General features: G+C 55.7%; 12 protein-coding genes. 8 read left to right on the top strand and 4 right to left on the bottom strand.

Annotation, left to right across the window (positions count from 1 at the left end; genetic code table 11):
* Positions 1-5: 5 nt before the first annotated feature.
* Together dcd and udk are read right to left on the bottom strand one after the other, a co-directional pair.
* On the bottom strand, positions 6-587 hold the full coding sequence (gene dcd / locus JQ822_RS13870; protein ID WP_213133942.1) for a dCTP deaminase: 582 nt from the start codon (positions 585-587) through the stop codon (positions 6-8).
* 91 nt (positions 588-678) lie between these two features.
* Positions 679-1,320 carry a uridine kinase gene (udk, locus tag JQ822_RS13865; protein WP_005128328.1) on the bottom strand — a complete coding sequence of 214 codons (642 nt, stop codon included), beginning with the start codon at positions 1,318-1,320 and terminating at the stop codon, positions 679-681.
* A 315-nt stretch (positions 1,321-1,635) separates the two neighbouring features.
* On the opposite strand from udk, the gene JQ822_RS13860 reads away from it, so the two are divergent.
* Positions 1,636-4,965: a diguanylate cyclase gene (locus JQ822_RS13860; protein WP_213133941.1), complete on the top strand. Its 3,330-nt coding sequence runs from the start codon at positions 1,636-1,638 to the stop codon at positions 4,963-4,965.
* On the opposite strand, the gene alkA is transcribed toward JQ822_RS13860, so the two are convergent.
* Entirely contained in the window at positions 4,933-5,802 is an 870-nt protein-coding gene (alkA, locus tag JQ822_RS13855; RefSeq protein WP_213133940.1) for a DNA-3-methyladenine glycosylase 2, read from the bottom strand. The genes JQ822_RS13860 and alkA overlap by 33 nt on opposite strands.
* 136 nt (positions 5,803-5,938) lie before the next feature.
* On the opposite strand from alkA, the gene yegD reads away from it, so the two are divergent.
* Positions 5,939-7,291, top strand: coding sequence for a molecular chaperone (yegD, locus tag JQ822_RS13850; protein ID WP_213133939.1), 1,353 nt, complete (start codon positions 5,939-5,941; stop codon positions 7,289-7,291).
* A 100-nt stretch (positions 7,292-7,391) separates the two neighbouring features.
* On the opposite strand, the gene JQ822_RS13845 is transcribed toward yegD, so the two are convergent.
* The gene (locus tag JQ822_RS13845) at positions 7,392-7,451 is read right to left on the bottom strand and encodes a type I toxin-antitoxin system Ibs family toxin (RefSeq protein ID WP_136345439.1); all 60 of its coding nucleotides are present in this window, start codon (positions 7,449-7,451) and stop codon (positions 7,392-7,394) included.
* A 279-nt stretch (positions 7,452-7,730) separates the two neighbouring features.
* Between JQ822_RS13845 and JQ822_RS13840 the strand changes: the two genes are divergently transcribed.
* From JQ822_RS13840 to baeR, 6 genes are read left to right on the top strand one after another with little or no spacing between them, the layout of a single operon-like run.
* Positions 7,731-8,978 carry an MdtA/MuxA family multidrug efflux RND transporter periplasmic adaptor subunit gene (locus tag JQ822_RS13840; protein WP_213133938.1) on the top strand — a complete coding sequence of 416 codons (1,248 nt, stop codon included), beginning with the start codon at positions 7,731-7,733 and terminating at the stop codon, positions 8,976-8,978.
* A complete protein-coding gene (locus tag JQ822_RS13835; protein WP_213133937.1) occupies positions 8,978-12,100 on the top strand; it encodes an MdtB/MuxB family multidrug efflux RND transporter permease subunit in 3,123 nt (1,040 codons plus the stop codon). Before JQ822_RS13840 ends, JQ822_RS13835 begins: the two co-directional genes overlap by 1 nt.
* The gene (gene mdtC, locus JQ822_RS13830) at positions 12,101-15,181 is read left to right on the top strand and encodes a multidrug efflux RND transporter permease subunit MdtC (RefSeq protein ID WP_213133936.1); all 3,081 of its coding nucleotides are present in this window, start codon (positions 12,101-12,103) and stop codon (positions 15,179-15,181) included.
* On the top strand, positions 15,178-16,590 hold the full coding sequence (gene mdtD, locus JQ822_RS13825; RefSeq protein ID WP_213133935.1) for an MFS transporter: 1,413 nt from the start codon (positions 15,178-15,180) through the stop codon (positions 16,588-16,590). Before mdtC ends, mdtD begins: the two co-directional genes overlap by 4 nt.
* On the top strand, positions 16,590-17,993 hold the full coding sequence (gene baeS / locus JQ822_RS13820; protein ID WP_213133934.1) for an envelope stress sensor histidine kinase BaeS: 1,404 nt from the start codon (positions 16,590-16,592) through the stop codon (positions 17,991-17,993). Before mdtD ends, baeS begins: the two co-directional genes overlap by 1 nt.
* Positions 17,990-18,712, top strand: a complete 723-nt coding sequence (gene baeR / locus JQ822_RS13815) for an envelope stress response regulator BaeR (RefSeq protein WP_213133933.1) — start codon at positions 17,990-17,992, stop codon at positions 18,710-18,712. The genes baeS and baeR overlap by 4 nt, the downstream gene beginning before the upstream one ends.
* Positions 18,713-18,729 lie beyond the last annotated feature (17 nt).

The following is an 18,729-nucleotide window of genomic DNA, read 5'->3' as shown; positions in this document are numbered from 1 at the left end:
ACTTATCAGTCTTTATCAATCCTGCTGGCTACTGCGCCCTGCTGGTCGCGATACTTCGCATCCTGACGACGATTGTAAGGACGCGCAGCCGGACCGGAAAGCGGTTCAAAGCTCAGCGCACCAATCGGCATGCCCGGACGCAGGGCCAGCGGTAATTTCCCGGAGTTGTAAAATTCCAGCACAATGCAGCCTGACCAGCCCGGATCGATACGGTGCGCGGTCACGTGAACCATCAGACCCAAACGCGCCAGCGATGAACGTCCGTCTAACCAGCCAACCAGGTCTGCCGGAAGCGTCACGGATTCAAAGGTCACGGCCAGGGCTAACTCACCGGGATGCAGGAAAAACGCTTCGCCTTCGTCGAGGACGATTTCATCACTCATCACGCGATCGAGCGCAGCGCTGACTTCAGCCTTCGGCCCGCTCAAATCGATATACGCCGCCGTATGACCGCGGAACGTACGAAATTTATTGCCAAGACGCACATCTACCGTTGCGCCATTAATACGCTCGACAGGAGGACGGGGTTCGATCGACAGACGACCTGCATCCAGCCAGGCTTCAATATCTCGGTCACATAAACGCATGGCACTTTCTCCTTTCGTGCTTCAATCCCTTAACGCCAGGCGCGTTAAGGGTGAACCAGGTTATCACTGAACGGTACACAATTCGCTGAACTTATTCAAAGAACTGACTGATTTTCGCCTTCAGAATATCGATGGCAATGCGGTTTTTACCCCCGCGCGGCACGATGATATCAGCGTATTGTTTTGAGGGTTCAATAAATTGCAGGAACATTGGACGCACGGTTTTCTGGTATTGCGCCATCACCGAATCCATAGAGCGACCTCGCTCGTTGACGTCCCGCTTGATACGGCGCATCAGGCAAATGTCGAGCGGAGTATCAACAAAAATAGAAAAGTTCATCTCATCACGTAAACGTGCATCGGTCAGCAGCAAAATGCCTTCCAGGATAATCACTTTCTTGGGTTCGATATGAATGGTCTCTTGCGTACGCGTGTGTTCAACATAGCTATAGACGGGCAATTCAATCGCCGAACCGCGTTTCAGCGTTTGCAAATGCTGGAACAGCAGACTGTGATCCATCGCGTTCGGATGGTCATAGTTGGTTTTTACACGTTCTTCCATCGACAGATGGCTTTGATCTTTGTAATAACTGTCTTCGGGAATAACGCCAATATGTTCGTCACCCACTTGTTCACGCAATTCGCGATAGAGAGTACTGGCAATAAGACTCTTGCCGGAAGCCGATGCGCCGGCAATGCCGATAATGACGCACTGATGAGACTGATCAGTCATAAATTTAGCGACCTGATTAACCTGGATGTTAGGAAGGGGGCGTCGAAACGCCAAACGCGGCAATTATAGGGATTTCAGCGGCGCGATGCCAGCCCAGGCTGCACCAATGCTGTCCCTGTCGCAAATTAAAATGGTCAGTTTTAAAGCAGGCGCAATATTTATTCACCCGCCTTAGGAATTAATAGCTTGAGAGTGTTATTTTATGAGCAGCTGGCGTATAAATTGTAAAATGTTTGTACTAGCATAATCACAGATTAAACATGATGCGTCCGGCATCTTCGCTACGGCGACATCGGCTATTCGGGTAAAGCGGTAATGAGTAAACAATCCCAACATGTTTTAGTTACCTTACCGCATCCTCTACTGCGCCTGGCCAGTTTAGGTCTGGTGGCGTTTATCTTTACCTTATTCTCGCTGGAACTGTCGCGCTACGGTACGCAGCTGGCGCCGCTGTGGTTCCCGACGTCGATCATGATGGTGGCCTTTTACCGTCATGCAGGAAGGATGTGGCCGGGGATCGCGCTGGCGTGCTCATTTGGCAGTATCGGCGCGTCGTTGTTGTTCTTCCCGACCGCAACGCTAAATTTCACCTACACCGCCATCAATATTATCGAGGCCATTGCGGGCGCCATGTTATTGCGCAAGCTGTTGCCCTGGTACAATCCCTTACAAAATCTGAATGACTGGGCGCGTCTGGCGTTCGGCAGCGCCGTGGTCCCTCCGCTGTTGGGCGGTTTTTTGATGTGGCTGCTGCTTCCGGGTGAAACCTCGTTAAATACGTTTCTCATTTGGGTGCTTTCAGAATCCATCGGCGCACTCGCGCTGGTGCCGTTAGGTTTGCTGTTTAAGCCGCATTATCTGCTACGCCACCGCAATCCCCGTTTATTGCTTGAGACGCTGATCACCCTGCTGGTGACGTTAACATTCAGTTGGTTGTCGATGATGTACATTCCATGGCCGTTTACCTGCGTGATTGTTCTGCTGATGTGGAGCGCCGTGCGTCTGCCGCGTATGGAAGCGTTTCTGATTTTCCTCAGCACCGTGATGATGGTCTCGCTGATGCTGGCCGCGAACCCTTCACTGCTCTCCACCTCGAAAACGTTCGTTATGTCCAGCATGCCGTGGCTGCCGTTTTTGATGATTCTGTTACCGGCCAACATGATGACCATGGTGATGTACGCCTTTCGAGCCGAACGTAAACACATCTCAGAAAGCGAAACGCGTTTTCGCAACGCCATGGAATACTCCGCCATCGGTATGGCGCTGGTGGGCACCGAAGGACAATGGCTACAGGCCAACAAAGCCTTGTGTCAGTTTCTGGGCTACAGCCAGGAAGAGCTGCGCTCGCTGACCTTCCAGCAGTTGACCTGGCCGGAAGATCTGAACAATGACCTTGAGCAGCTACAAATGCTGGCACGCGGCGAAATCAATAGCTACTCGATGGAAAAACGCTATTACACCCGCGCAGGTGAAGTCGTGTGGGCACTGCTGGCCGTTTCACTGGTCCGTCATAGCGATAACACCCCGCTCTACTTTATTGCCCAGGTTGAGGACATTAACGACCTGAAACACACGGAGTGGATCAATAAGCGGTTGATGGAGCGCATCACGCTGGCGAATGAAGCCGGCGGCATTGGCATCTGGGAATGGGAGCTGCAGCCTGATGTGATCAGTTGGGATAAACGCATGTTTGATCTCTATGAGGTCCCTGCGCACATCAAACCCAGTTGGCAGGTCTGGTATGACTGCGTGGTGCCTGAAGATCGCGAACATGCCGAGAGCGTGATTCGCGATTCCCTGGCGGCGCGCATTCCTTTCAAACTCGAATTCCGCATTGCGGTCAAAGACGGCATTCGGCATATCCGCTCGCTGGCTAACCGGGTACTGAATAAAGACGGCGAAGTTGAACGTTTGCTCGGCATCAACCTGGACATGACCGAGGTGAAGCAACTGAACGAGGCGCTGTATCAGGAAAAAGAGCGTTTGCATATTACGCTGGACTCTATCGGCGAAGCGGTGATTTGTATTGATGTCGAGCTGAACGTCACCTTTATGAATCCGGTGGCCGAAAAAATGAGCGGTTGGTCGCAGGAGAGCGCGTTGGGGATCCCGCTGCTGACAGTACTGCGTATTACCTTCGGCGATAGCGGCCCACTGATGGAAAATATCTACAGCGCCGACATGTCGCGTACAGCCATAGAGCAAGAGGTGGTCCTGCATTGTCGTAACGGTGCCAGTTACGATATTCAGTACAGCATCACGCCGCTCAGCACCCTCGACGGCGGGAGTATCGGCTCAGTGCTGGTCATTCAGGATGTCACCGAGTCGCGCAAAATGTTGCGTCAACTCAGCTACAGCGCATCGCATGACGACCTCACGCATCTGGCCAACAGGGTCAGCTTCGAGAACCATCTGAAACAATTGCTGCATGCGGTACACAATTCACATCAACGTCATGCGCTGGTCTTTATCGATTTGGATCGTTTTAAAGCCGTCAACGATAGCGCCGGTCATGCCGCAGGCGATGCCTTGCTGCGCGAGCTGTCTTCACTGATGCTCAGCATGCTGCGTTCCAGCGATGTGCTGGCGCGTCTTGGCGGCGATGAGTTCGGACTGTTGCTGCCGGATTGTAATATCGAAAGCGCCCGCTTTATCTCTGGTCGCATCATTAGCGCCATCAATGATTACCACTTTACGTGGGAAGGCCGCTTACACCGTATTGGTGCCAGCGCCGGGATCACGCTGATTGATGACAAAAACCATGTCGCCACCGAGGTGATGTCCCAGGCGGATATCGCCTGCTATGCGGCTAAAAACAGCGGCCGTGGGCGGGTATGCGTCTATGAACCACAGCAGAGTCAGACACATGCCGCGCGTGGACTGCTGTCACCGGATGAACAGCGCAAGGTCATTACCCACAACCCGATGCTGATGGTCGCCCGCGGCGTCGCGTCTCCGCGCATTCCTGAGACGTTTAGCTTCTGGCTTCTCTCTCTACGCTTATGGAGCAGCGAAGGGGAAGTCATTGAGGAACAGGCTTTCCGTGCCGGTCTGGTCGATCCCGCACTTAATCATGCCCTGGACCGTCGGGTATTGAATGAATTTTTCCAGCATTCAGCGTCTGCAGTTGCCGGTAAAGGTCTCAGTATTGCCCTGCCTCTTTCCGCCGCCGGGTTACTCAATCCCGTGCTGGTTGATGAACTGCTGGAATGGGTGGAAAGTAGCCCACTACCGCCACGGTTATTGCATCTGAGCGTGCCGGCAGAAGTGATGAAAACCCATTCCACCCAGGCCGTTTCCGCAATCCACCGGCTACGTCAGGCGGGTTGTCGCATCATTTTAAGCCACGTAGGTCGTGATTTAGAGGTGTTTGAAAATCTCAAGTATCACGTAGCCGATTATCTGTTACTCGACAGCGAACTGAGCGCCAGCGCGCACGGCAATCTGACGGACGAAATGTGGGTATCAATTATTCAGGGCCACGCACAACGTCTGGATATCAAAACTATCGCCGGTCCGGTACAAATCCCACTGATTATGGATGCCCTGTCCGGCATCGGTATCGATATGATTTATGGCGATATCATTGCCGACGCTCAACCGCTGGATCTGCTAGTCAACACCAGCAATTTTGCCATCAACTGACGGTTGCCAGCCTTCCGTATACCAGATATGCAGCAGTGCGTAGGATCGCCAGGGCTTCCAGCGTTCTGCGTAGCGCCGGATTTGTGCCGGCGTCATGCCCGGAAAACGCTGTTTAATCAGGTAATCATCCGGAAGAAAAATGTCCTTCGCCTGCCACCCGCGCAGCGCAAAGTAGTTGGCCGTCCAGCGCCCAATTCCCGGAAACGTTTGTAGTTGCTTCACCCCCTGCTCGATATCAGGCGGGGCAACGGACTCAAGCGTGCCATCCAGCATCGCCCGGGCCAGGTGAATCAGTGCTTCAGCACGTTTGAGCGGCATGCCTAGCGCTTTCAGATGCAGCGGTTGTGCGGCTGCCAGCGCCTCTGGAGTGGGAAAGCAGACATACTCTGGCGCGTCGGCAAGCGTATCGCCATACAGATGCGCCACTTTCGCCGTCAGTTTCGCTGCCATCGACACGCTGACCAGCTGACCCAAAATCGCGCGAACACCCTGTTCAAACGCATCAACCGAGCCCGGTAGCCGCAGTCCAGGACGCGCCGCACCCAGACTCCCCAACGCGCTGACGATGTGTTGCGGGCAGCAGTTCAGATCGAACAACCGTTCAATTTTTGCCAGACACTCGTAGGCAACGGGTTGCAGCCCGGGACTTAACGTCACCTGCAGCACGTTGGCCTCCAGGTCCGGGACGACGCTCACCACCCCGCGATACTCGCCAATCGCCAGACTTCTTGCATAATGCAATGTGCCTACGGTTTCCACGCCATCAACGGCACGAGCAGCCAGAAACCCCAGCATCCAGGGCCAGTCGTAGGGCGATTGCCAGCTCAGAATAAACATGTACGCTTCCTTTTTTTGCCAGCCTACAGCATAAACGTTATCCCGACGATGCGCCTTGCTTTCATATTCCAGTTGTCGGGGCGACAACATTTCGCTAAAGTCTCGCCCCTTCTTCACTGCCCTGGGGAGTTTTTACGTGTTTATTGGTTTTGACTACGGTACGGCGAACTGTTCAGTGGCCGTCATGCGTGATGGGCAGCCTCAATTGCTCAAAATGGAAAATGACAGCACGCTGCTGCCCTCGATGCTTTGCGCTCCTACACGTGAAGCGGTCAGCGAATGGCTGTATCGCCATCACGACGTCCCCACAACGGATGAGGAAACGCAGGCGCTGCTACGCCGCGCGATGCGCTATAACCGCGAAGAAGACATCGATGTTAACGCCAACAGCGTGCAGTTTGGTCTGGCATCTCTGGGTCAATATATTGACGACCCTGAAGAGGTCTACTTCGTTAAATCCCCTAAATCGTTTCTGGGTGCCAGCGGGCTTAAACCACAGCAGGTTGCGTTGTTTGAGGATTTAGTCTGCGCGATGATGCTACACATCCGCAACCAGGCGCAGAATCAGCTCCCCGAAGCCATTACCCAGGCCGTCATTGGCCGCCCGATAAACTTCCAGGGGTTAGGCGGCGACGACGCCAACGTCCAGGCGCAGGGTATTCTTGAGCGCGCGGCAAAACGCGCTGGTTTTCAGGACGTGGTCTTCCAGTACGAACCGGTAGCAGCAGGTCTGGATTACGAAGCAACTCTTCAGGACGAAAAACGCGTACTGGTGGTGGACATCGGCGGCGGCACCACCGACTGCTCATTGCTGCTGATGGGACCGCAGTGGCACAAGCGAGCCGATCGCGAAAACAGCCTGTTAGGTCACAGTGGATGTCGCGTAGGCGGTAACGATCTGGATATCGCGCTGGCCTTTAAACACCTGATGCCGCTGCTCGGCATGGGGGGCGAAACCGAAAAAGGGATCGCATTACCTATTCTGCCGTGGTGGAACGCCGTCGCCATTAACGACGTCCCTGCGCAAAGTGATTTTTACAGTACCGCCAACAGACGCTTGTTAAACGATCTGATCCGCGACGCGCGTGAAGCAGACAAAGTCGCTCTGTTGCTCAAAGTCTGGCGCGAGCGTCTGAGCTATCGCCTGGTTCGCAGCGCCGAAGAAAGTAAAATTGCGCTTTCCGCTCAGGCAAACGTCACGGCGGCACTGCCGTTTATCAGCGATGAACTAGCTACCGCAATCAGCCAGCAGGGGCTGGAGACGGCGCTCAATCAACCACTGACACGCATTCTGGAGCAGGTGCAGCTGGCACTGGATAATGCTCAGGAAAAACCGGATGTCATTTATTTGACCGGCGGCAGCGCGCGCTCGCCGCTTATCAAAAAAGCACTTGCCGAACAGCTGCCGGGGATCCCGATTGCCGGGGGCGATGATTTCGGCTCGGTTACCGCAGGTCTGGCGCGCTGGGCGGAAGTGGTTTTCCGCTAAGTGGCTCGCAGGCTGAAAAGTGCGCGTATTGACATCATCGTCACTGTGGATTATTTTCAGGAGTGAGGGTTAGGGAGGGTTTTTCCCTCCCCCTGGTGTCTTAGTAAGCCGGTAAGCTAATCACTAAGAGTATAACCAGTATGATGACGTGCTTCATCATAACCCTTTCCTTATTTTGGGCCCCTTCCTCGGGAGGGGCTTTCCCGTTTCAGCGTCCGGCTGAAATCTCTGGCTTACCTCCTTTTGCCTTGTCCGCACTCTATCGCACTATTACGCGTTCGCTATTTTCGCCGCTAATTGTTGCGTAACGCCTCGCAAAGCCGCGCCGTCATTCAGACGAATCCCGACAGTGTTTCATAATTCCTCCATCTTTCTCCCTTGATCGCTGGCTAAACTAGTATCATTCCGCGAAACGTTTCAGGATGAGAAACTTATAACAATGAAAGGCAGTAACAAATCCCGCTGGGTGATAGCAATCGTGATCGTCGTGGCCGCCATCGTCGCATTTTGGTTCTGGCAGAGCCGCAGTGAATCTCAGGGGAGCGCCCCCGGAGCTACCGGGCAAGCACAGCACGCCGCAGGCTCGGCCCGTCGCGGAATGCGTTCCGGTCCATTGGCTCCCGTGCAGGCTGCCACCGCCACCGAGGAAGCCGTTCCGCGCTACCTGACGGGGCTCGGCACCGTGACTGCGGCTAACACCGCAACGGTACGAAGTCGCGTCGATGGTCAACTCATCGCGTTACACTTTCAGGAAGGACAGCAGGTGAAAGCCGGCGATCTGCTGGCAGAGATAGACCCCAGCCAGTTCAAAGTCGCTCTGGCCCAGGCGCAGGGACAGTTAGCCAAAGATAAAGCCACGCTGGCAAATGCCCGTCGCGATCTCGCCCGCTATCAACAACTGGTAAAAACCAATCTGGTCTCTCGCCAGGAACTGGACGCACAGCAGGCGCTGGTGAACGAAACGCAAGGGACGATCAAAGCCGATGAGGCCAGCGTCGCCAGCGCACAGTTGCAGCTCGACTGGAGTCGCATCACTGCGCCTGTTGATGGGCGCGTCGGTCTGAAACAGGTCGATGTAGGCAACCAAATCTCCAGCGGAGATACCACCGGGATTGTCGTCATTACGCAAACCCATCCCATCGACCTGATCTTCACCTTGCCTGAAAATGATATTGCAACCGTGCTACGGGCGCAAAAATCGGGCAACCCGCTAAAGGTCGAGGCCTGGGATCGCACCAATTCACAGAAACTTAGCGAAGGCATTCTGCTCAGTCTGGACAACCAGATTGACGTCACCACCGGCACCATCAAGGCGAAAGCCCGTTTTAACAATCAGGACGACACGCTGTTCCCGAACCAGTTCGTTAACGCCCGTATGCTGGTCGACACCGAACAAAACGCCGTCGTGATCCCCTCTGCTGCGTTGCAAATGGGCAATGAAGGTCACTTTGTCTGGGTGCTAAATACAGAGAATAAGGTCAGTAAACATCTGGTCAAACCGGGTATTCAGGACAGTCAAAAAGTGGTGATTACTGCCGGGTTGTCGGCAGGCGATCGCGTCGTCACCGACGGTATTGACCGCCTGACGGAAGGGGCAAAAGTTGACGTTGTAGAGGCGCATACCGCCACGGCCGCAGACGATAAAGCCACCGCTCGCGAGTACGGCAAAAAAGGAGCGCGTTCCTGATGCAGGTGTTACCTCCGGGCAACACAGGCGGCCCATCGCGCCTGTTTATTCTGCGCCCTGTCGCCACCACGCTGCTGATGGTGGCGATTTTACTCGCCGGGATTATAGGCTATCGCTTTCTGCCCATCGCGGCGTTGCCGGAAGTGGATTACCCGACCATTCAGGTGGTGACGCTCTACCCTGGTGCCAGCCCGGATGTAATGACCTCCGCCGTTACCGCCCCGCTTGAGCGCCAGTTCGGTCAGATGTCAGGCCTGAAACAGATGTCCTCGCAAAGCTCCGGGGGCGCATCGGTGGTGACATTGCAGTTCCAGCTAACGCTACCGCTGGACGTCGCCGAACAGGAAGTCCAGGCCGCGATTAACGCCGCCACCAATTTATTACCGGGCGATCTGCCCAACCCGCCGGTATACAGCAAAGTCAACCCAGCAGATCCGCCGATCATGACGCTGGCTGTCACCTCTACCGCCCTGCCAATGACGCAGGTGGAAGATATGGTCGAAACACGCGTGGCGCAGAAAATTTCTCAGGTCTCCGGCGTGGGTCTGGTCACACTGTCAGGCGGGCAACGTCCGGCCGTGCGCGTCAAACTTAACGCTCAGGCCATTGCTGCACTGGGACTGACCAGCGAAACCATCCGCACCGCCATCACCGGTGCCAACGTCAATTCAGCAAAAGGCAGCCTTGACGGCCCAACGCGCGCCGTCACCCTGTCAGCCAACGACCAGATGCAGTCTGCCGATGAATATCGACAGTTAATTATTGCTTATAAAAACGGTGCGCCGGTGCGCCTTGGCGATGTCGCCACCGTCGAACAAGGGGCGGAAAACAGCTGGCTGGGCGCGTGGGCTAATAAGCAGCAAGCCATTGTGATGAACGTTCAGCGCCAGCCCGGTGCGAATATCATCTCCACCGCAGACAGCATTCGCCAGATGCTACCGGCACTGACGGAAAGCCTGCCAAAATCGGTCAATGTTACGGTACTTTCGGATCGCACGACCAATATCCGCGCTTCCGTTTCAGACACCCAGTTTGAACTGATGCTGGCGATTGCGCTGGTGGTGATGATTATTTACCTGTTCCTGCGCAATATTCCGGCAACGATTATTCCCGCTGTCGCCGTGCCGCTGTCGCTGATTGGCACCTTTGCGGTGATGGTTTTTCTCGATTTTTCCATCAATAACCTGACGCTGATGGCGCTCACCATCGCCACGGGTTTTGTGGTCGATGACGCCATTGTGGTTATCGAGAATATCTCGCGCTATATCGAAAAAGGGGAAAAACCGCTGACCGCTGCCCTGAAAGGCGCGGGCGAGATTGGTTTTACCATCATCTCCCTGACGTTTTCCCTGATCGCGGTATTGATCCCACTGCTGTTTATGGGCGATATCGTCGGGCGATTGTTCCGTGAGCTCGCCGTCACGCTGGCGGTCGCGATTCTGATTTCCGCCGTGGTGTCGCTGACCCTCACGCCGATGATGTGCGCCCGCATGCTCAGCCAGGCGTCATTACGTAAGCAAAACCGCTTTTCCCGCGCCTCGGAGAGAATGTTTGAACGCGTCATCGCCGGATACGGTCACTGGCTGGCAAAAGTGCTTAACCACCCGTGGCTGACGCTTGGCGTCGCACTCGGCACGCTGGTGCTCAGCATCATGCTGTGGGTCTTTATTCCAAAAGGCTTCTTCCCAATCCAGGACAACGGCATTATTCAGGGTACGCTGCAGGCGCCGCAGTCCAGCTCATTTGCCAGCATGGCTCAGCGCCAGCGCCAGGTCTCTGATGTGATCCTCAAGGATCCGGCGGTGGAAAGCCTGACTTCGTTTGTCGGCGTTGACGGCACCAACCCGGCGCTAAACAGCGCGCGCCTGCAAATTAACCTTAAGCCGCTGGACGAACGCGATGACCGCGTGCAAAAAGTGATTGAACGTTTGCAGAACGCGGTGGATAACGTTCCCGGCGTCGACCTCTATCTTCAGCCGACCCAGGACCTGACGATTGATACCCAGGTGAGCCGGACACAGTACCAGTTTACGCTGCAGGCCACCTCTCTGGACGCACTCAGTACCTGGGTTCCGCAACTGCTGGAAAAACTGCAGCAGTTGCCGCAGCTTTCTGATGTCAGTAGCGACTGGCAGGACCAGGGACTGGTAGCCTATGTGAATGTTAATCGTGACAGCGCCAGCCGTTTAGGCATCAGTATGGCAGATGTCGATAACGCGCTGTATAACGCCTTCGGGCAACGGTTGATTTCAACCATCTACACCCAGGCAAACCAGTATCGGGTGGTGCTGGAACATGACACCGCCAGCACGCCGGGGCTTTCCGCATTGGACACCATTCGCCTGACCAGCAGCGACGGCGGGATCGTACCACTGAGCACCATCGCCAGCGTCGAACAACGTTTTGCCCCGCTGTCAATTAACCATCTCGATCAGTTTCCGGTCACGACTATCTCGTTCAACGTGCCGGACAACCAGTCGCTGGGCAATGCGGTAGACGCGATTCTGCAGGCCGAAAAAACACTAAATCTGCCGTCAAGTATTACGACCCAGTTCCAGGGCAGTACGCTGGCCTTCCAGGCTGCACTGGGCAACACCATCTGGCTAATTGTGGCGGCAGTGGTCGCGATGTATATCGTGCTCGGCGTGTTGTATGAAAGCTTTATTCACCCCATCACCATTCTCTCCACGCTGCCAACGGCGGGCGTTGGGGCGCTGCTGGCGCTGATGATTGCCGGCAGTGAACTGGACGTTATCGCGATCATTGGCATTATTTTGCTGATCGGGATCGTCAAGAAAAACGCCATCATGATGATCGACTTTGCTCTTGCCGCTGAGCGCGAACAGGGCATGGCGCCGCGCGACGCCATTTTCCAGGCGTGTCTGCTGCGTTTTCGCCCGATCCTGATGACCACGCTGGCGGCGCTGCTGGGAGCGTTGCCGCTGATGTTAAGTACCGGCGTAGGCGCGGAGTTGCGCCGCCCATTAGGGATTGGCATGGTCGGCGGTCTGCTGGTAAGCCAGGTGCTCACACTGTTCACCACGCCGGTGATTTACCTGCTGTTTGACCGGTTGTCGCTGTATGTGAAAAACCGCTTCCCACGTCAGGAAGAGGAAGCGTAAATGAAATTTTTCGCTCTCTTCATTCATCGTCCGGTGGCGACCATCCTTATTTCCGTCGCCATTACCCTGTGCGGTATTCTGGGTTTTCGCCTGTTACCGGTCGCCCCGCTACCGCAGGTTGATTTTCCGGTGATCATGGTGAGCGCATCGCTGCCCGGGGCGTCCCCCGAAACCATGGCGTCGTCCGTCGCAACACCGCTGGAACGCTCACTCGGGCGCATCGCGGGCGTGAACGAAATGACTTCAAGCAGTTCGCTTGGCAGCACACGCATTATCCTTGAGTTCAACTTCGATCGCGACATCAACGGCGCAGCGCGGGACGTTCAGGCCGCCATTAACGCCGCGCAAAGCCTGCTACCCAGCGGAATGCCCAGCCGTCCGACGTACCGGAAGGCTAACCCTTCCGATGCGCCGATCATGATCCTGACGCTCACGTCGGATACGTATTCGCAGGGTGAACTGTACGATTTCGCCTCAACCCAACTGGCGCAGACCATTGCGCAAATTGACGGCGTTGGCGACGTGGACGTTGGCGGCAGTTCTTTACCCGCCGTGCGCGTTGGCCTGAATCCACAGGCGTTGTTTAACCAGGGCGTATCGCTGGACGACGTACGTCGCGCTATCAATAGCGCCAACGTACGACAGCCCCAGGGAGCGCTGGAAGACAAAACCCGCCGCTGGCAGGTGCAAACCAACGACGAGCTCAAAACCGCGTCTGAATATCAACCGCTGATAATTCACTACAACAACGGTGCCGCCGTGCGTCTGGGTGACGTTGCGTCCGTTACTGACTCAGTGCAGGACGTGCGTAACGCCGGGATGACCAACGCTAAACCTGCCATTCTGTTGATAATCCGCAAGCTCCCGGAAGCCAATATTATTCAGACAGTGGACAGCATTCGGGCCAAACTGCCGGAATTACAAACGCTGATCCCGGCCGCCATCGATTTGCAAATTGCCCAGGATCGTTCGCCGACTATTCGGGCGTCGCTGGAGGAAGTGGAGCAGACGCTGGTTATCTCCGTCGCGCTGGTTATCCTGGTGGTGTTTGTCTTCCTGCGCTCCGGTCGCGCGACGCTGATCCCCGCCGTGGCGGTTCCGGTCTCGCTGATTGGCACGTTTGCCGCCATGTATCTGTGTGGTTTCAGCCTGAACAACCTGTCGTTAATGGCGCTGACCATTGCCACGGGGTTTGTGGTCGATGACGCCATTGTGGTGCTGGAAAATATATCCCGTCACCTGGAAGCGGGAATGAAGCCACTCCAGGCGGCGTTACAGGGTACGCGCGAAGTGGGCTTTACGGTTCTCTCCATGAGCCTGTCGCTGGTGGCGGTCTTCCTGCCGTTGCTGCTCATGGGTGGCCTGCCGGGTCGACTACTGCGCGAATTTGCCGTGACCCTGTCGGTTGCCATCGGTATCTCATTGCTGGTCTCACTGACGCTCACGCCAATGATGTGCGGCTGGATGCTCAAATCCAGCGCCCCACGTGAGCAGTCACGTAAGCGAGGATTTGGCCGGGTGCTGGTCGCTTTGCAGCAGAGTTACGCCACCTCACTGCAGTGGGTATTACGTCATACGCGGATGGTCGGCGTCGTGTTACTGGCGACTATTGCGCTGAATATCTGGCTGTATATTTCCATCCCCAAAACCTTCTTCCCGGAGCAGGACACCGGAGTACTGATGGGCGGGATCCAGGCCGACCAGAGCATTTCGTTTCAGGCGATGCGCGGGAAATTGCAGGACTTTATGAAGATCATTCGTGACGATCCCGCGGTGGATAACGTCACCGGTTTTACCGGCGGCTCCCGCGTCAACAGCGGGATGATGTTTATTACCCTCAAGCCGCGTGATGAACGCCAGCAAACTGCTCAGCAGGTGATCGACAGGCTGCGCATCAAGTTAGCCAAAGAGCCGGGGGCAAACCTGTTTCTGATGGCAGTGCAGGATATTCGCGTCGGCGGGCGTCAGGCCAACGCCAGCTATCAGTACACGCTGCTGTCGGATGACCTTGCCGCACTGCGGGAATGGGAACCAAAAATCCGTAAAGCGCTAGCCGCCCTGCCCCAACTGGCTGACGTCAATTCCGATCAGCAGGATAACGGCGCAGAGATGAATCTGACCTACGATCGTGACACCATGTCACGTCTGGGGATCGACGTTGAGGCCGCCAACAGCCTGCTGAATAATGCCTTTGGTCAGCGGCAAATATCGACCATCTACCAGCCGATGAACCAGTACAAAGTGGTGATGGAGGTCGACCCGCGCTACACCCAGGACATCAGCGCGCTGGATAAGATGTTCGTCATTAATAGCGACGGAAAGGCTATCCCGTTATCGTATTTTGCCAAATGGCAACCGGCGAATGCCCCGCTGTCGGTGAACCATCAGGGGCTGTCTGCCGCCTCAACCGTATCGTTTAACCTGCCGACCGGTGCTTCGCTTTCTGAGGCAACAGAAGCCATTAACAGAACCATGACCCAACTTGGCGTTCCCTCAACGGTGCGCGGCAGTTTCGCCGGAACGGCGCAGGTTTTTCAGGACACCATGAACTCACAGGTGATCCTGATTATCGCCGCCATCGCGACGGTCTACATCGTGCTGGGCATGTTGTATGAAAGCTACGTTCATCCGCTGACCATCCTCTCAACGCTGCCTTCTGCCGGCGTCGGTGCGCTGCTGGCGCTGGAGCTGTTCAATGCCCCGTTCAGCCTAATCGCCCTGATAGGGATCATGCTATTAATTGGCATTGTGAAGAAAAACGCCATCATGATGGTCGATTTTGCGCTGGATGCGCAGAGAAACGGCAAACTGACACCGGAAGAGGCGATTTTCCAGGCCTGCCTGCTGCGTTTTCGCCCAATAATGATGACCACGCTGGCGGCACTCTTTGGCGCGCTGCCGTTGGTGTTATCGGCAGGCGATGGCTCTGAACTGCGCCAGCCGTTGGGGATAACCATTGTCGGCGGGCTGGTAGTGAGTCAGCTCCTGACGTTGTACACCACACCGGTGGTGTATCTCTTTTTCGACCGTCTGCGAGTGCGTTTTTCGCGTAAAAACAGCAACCCGGTAGCAGAATTATGACAGAACTTCCCGACAGCACCCGCTGGCAGCTTTGGATTGTGGCATTTGGCTTTTTTATGCAATCGCTGGATACCACCATCGTCAACACCGCGCTTCCCTCGATGGCCAAAAGCCTCGGGGAAAGCCCATTGCATATGCATATGGTCATTGTGTCATATGTATTAACCGTAGCGGTGATGCTGCCCGCCAGCGGCTGGCTGGCGGACAAGATTGGCGTGCGTAATATTTTCTTCACCGCCATCATTCTGTTCACGCTGGGATCGCTGTTTTGCGCCTGGTCCAGCACGCTCAATGAGCTGATTATGGCCCGTGTATTACAGGGCGTCGGCGGCGCGATGATGGTGCCCGTCGGCAGGCTAACGGTGATGAAAATTGTCCCACGCGAGCAGTATATGGCGGCGATGACCTTCGTCACCTTGCCGGGTCAAATTGGCCCGTTGCTCGGTCCGGCGTTAGGCGGCATTCTGGTAGAGTACGCGTCCTGGCACTGGATTTTCCTGATTAACATTCCGGTTGGTATCGTCGGGGCAATTGCCACATTAATGCTGATGCCCAACTACACCATGCAAACCCGACGCTTCGATCTTTCAGGATTCATGCTGCTGGCCGTTGGCATGGCGGTACTGACGCTGGCGCTGGATGGCAGCAAAGGCAGTGGGATCTCTGACATTACGCTGGCGGCGCTGGTTATCTGTGGCGTACTGGCGATCCTGTTATATATCAAGCACGCCAGAAACAACCCGCGCGCACTGTTCAGTCTGCATCTGTTTCGTACGCCGACTTTCTCGCTAGGCCTGTTTGGCAGTTTTGCCGGGCGCATAGGCAGCGGTATGTTGCCGTTTATGACGCCGGTATTTTTGCAGATTGGGCTGGGATTTTCGCCCTTTCATGCCGGACTGATGATGATCCCGATGGTGCTGGGCAGCATGGGTATGAAGCGCATTGTGGTACAGGTCGTTAACCGGTTCGGCTACCGTCGGGTACTGGTTGCCACTACGCTTGGCCTGTCGCTGGTCAGCCTGCTGCTGATGGCTACCGCGCTGCTCGGCTGGTATTACGCCCTGCCCTTCGTGCTGTTCTTACAAGGAATGGTCAACTCCACCCGTTTTTCATCGATGAATACCCTGACGTTAAAAGACCTGCCTGACGATCTCGCCAGCAGCGGAAACAGCCTGCTGTCGATGACCATGCAGCTATCGATGAGTATCGGGGTGACCATCGCCGGCCTGCTGTTGGGCATGTTTGGTCAACAGCATATCGCCATCGACAGCGGCACCACGCATACCGTCTTTATGTACACCTGGCTGTGTATTGCGCTCATTATTGCGCTGCCTGCCATTATTTTTGCCCGCGTGCCGAACGACACGCAAACCAACGCGGTGATTTCACGGCGCAAAAGGAGCAACTGATGACGTTCTGGCGACCCGGTATCACCGGCAAACTGTTTCTGGCGATTTTCACCACCTGCATTGTGTTGCTGATCAGTATGCACTGGGCCGTACGTGTCAGCTTCGAACGCGGATTTATTGACTACATCAAGCACGGTAACGAACAGCGCCTGCAAATGCTCAGCGACGCGCTGGGCGAACAGTATCAGCAGCACGGCAACTGGCGATTTTTACGCAACAATGACCGGTTTGTTTTTCAAATTCTGCGATCTTTTGAACACGACAATGACGATGATAAAGCGGGTCCAGGCATGCCGCCGCACGGCTGGCGCACCCAGTTTTGGGTCGTCGACCAAAACGCCCGCGTACTGGTCGGCCCGCGCGGGCCGGTACCCGGCGACGGCACACGCCGCCCAATCAAGGTTAATGGGATCGAAGTGGGCGCCGTGATCGCCTCCCCCGTCGAGCGCTTAACGCGTAATACAGATATTAATTTCGACATGCAGCAAAGACGTTCGAGTTGGCTGATCGTTGCGCTCTCCACGATCCTGGCAGCGCTGGCAACATTTACGCTGGCGCGCAGCCTGCTGGCCCCGGTCAAACGGCTGGTGGAAGGCACGCACAAACTGGCAGCAGGTGATTTCACCACCCGCGTTGCGCCGACCAGTACGGATGAGCTGGGTAAACTGGCGCAGGATTTCAACCAACTCGCCAGTACGCTGGAAAAGAACCAGCAGATGCGCCGTGATTTTATGGCCGATATTTCTCACGAACTGCGCACGCCGCTGGCGGTATTGCGCGGTGAGCTGGAAGCGATTCAGGATGGTGTTCGCCAGTTCACCCCGGATTCCGTGACGTCACTACAGGCCGAAGTGGGCACGCTGACCAAGCTGGTGGACGATCTCCATCAGCTCTCCATGTCTGATGAAGGCGCCCTGGCCTACCAAAAAACCTCGTTGGATCTGATCCCCCTGCTGGAAGTGGCAAGCGGCGCGTTTCGTGAACGCTTTGCCAGCCGCGGACTCACGATACAACTCTCGCTACCGGACAGCATGACGGTGTTTGGCGACAGAGACCGGCTGATGCAACTGTTTAATAACCTGCTGGAAAACAGTCTGCGCTATACCGACAGCGGCGGTGGGCTGCATATCAGCGCTGAACAACGTGAACGTATGGTGTTGTTAACCTTCGCGGATTCGGCTCCCGGCGTGAGTGACGACCAGCTACAAAAGCTGTTTGAACGATTTTACCGCACAGAAGGTTCCCGGAACCGCGCCAGCGGAGGCTCCGGCCTGGGTCTGGCGATTTGCGTCAATATCGTCGAGGCGCATAATGGGCATATCCGTGCCGCCCATTCGCCTTTTGGCGGGGTTAGCATTACAGTAGAGTTACCGCTGGAACGCGATTTACAGAGAGATGTATGACTGAGTTACCCATTGATGAAAACACGCCGCGGATCCTGATCGTGGAAGATGAACCCAAGCTGGGACAACTGCTTATCGACTACCTGCGCGCCGCAAGCTATGCCCCGACGCTCATCAGCCACGGTGATTTGGTATTACCTTACGTGCGCCAGACGCCACCCGATCTGATTTTGCTGGATCTGATGCTGCCAGGCACCGATGGCCTGACCCTGTGCCGGGAAATTCGTCGATTCTCGGAAGTGCCCATCATGATGGTTACCGCCAAAATCGAAGAGATTGACCGCCTGTTGGGGCTGGAAATCGGTGCCGATGACTACATTTGTAAACCCTACAGTCCACGCGAAGTTGTAGCCCGTGTGAAGACGATCCTGCGTCGCTGCAAACCTCTGCGCGAACTGCAGCAGCTGGATGCCGCCAGCCCGCTCATCGTCGATGAAGGCCGTTTCCAGGCATCCTGGCGTGGGAAGATGCTCGACTTAACCCCTGCGGAATTCCGCTTGCTGAAAACGCTGTCGCATGAGCCGGGAAAAGTGTTCTCCCGCGAACAGTTGCTTAATCACCTCTACGATGATTATCGCGTCGTCACCGATCGCACCATCGACAGCCATATCAAGAACCTACGCCGCAAGCTGGAGTCACTGGACGCCGAGCAGTCATTTATCCGCGCGGTGTACGGTGTGGGGTATCGCTGGGAAGCCGATGCCTGCCGAATTGCATAAACACTCCCCCTCCAGGG

This window comes from Citrobacter sp. FP75 (assembly GCF_018342065.1).
In the GTDB taxonomy this organism is placed as follows: Bacteria; Pseudomonadota; Gammaproteobacteria; order Enterobacterales; family Enterobacteriaceae; genus Citrobacter.
Note: the sequence above shows the minus strand (reverse complement) of the source record. Positions and strands in the feature narration are given on the sequence as shown.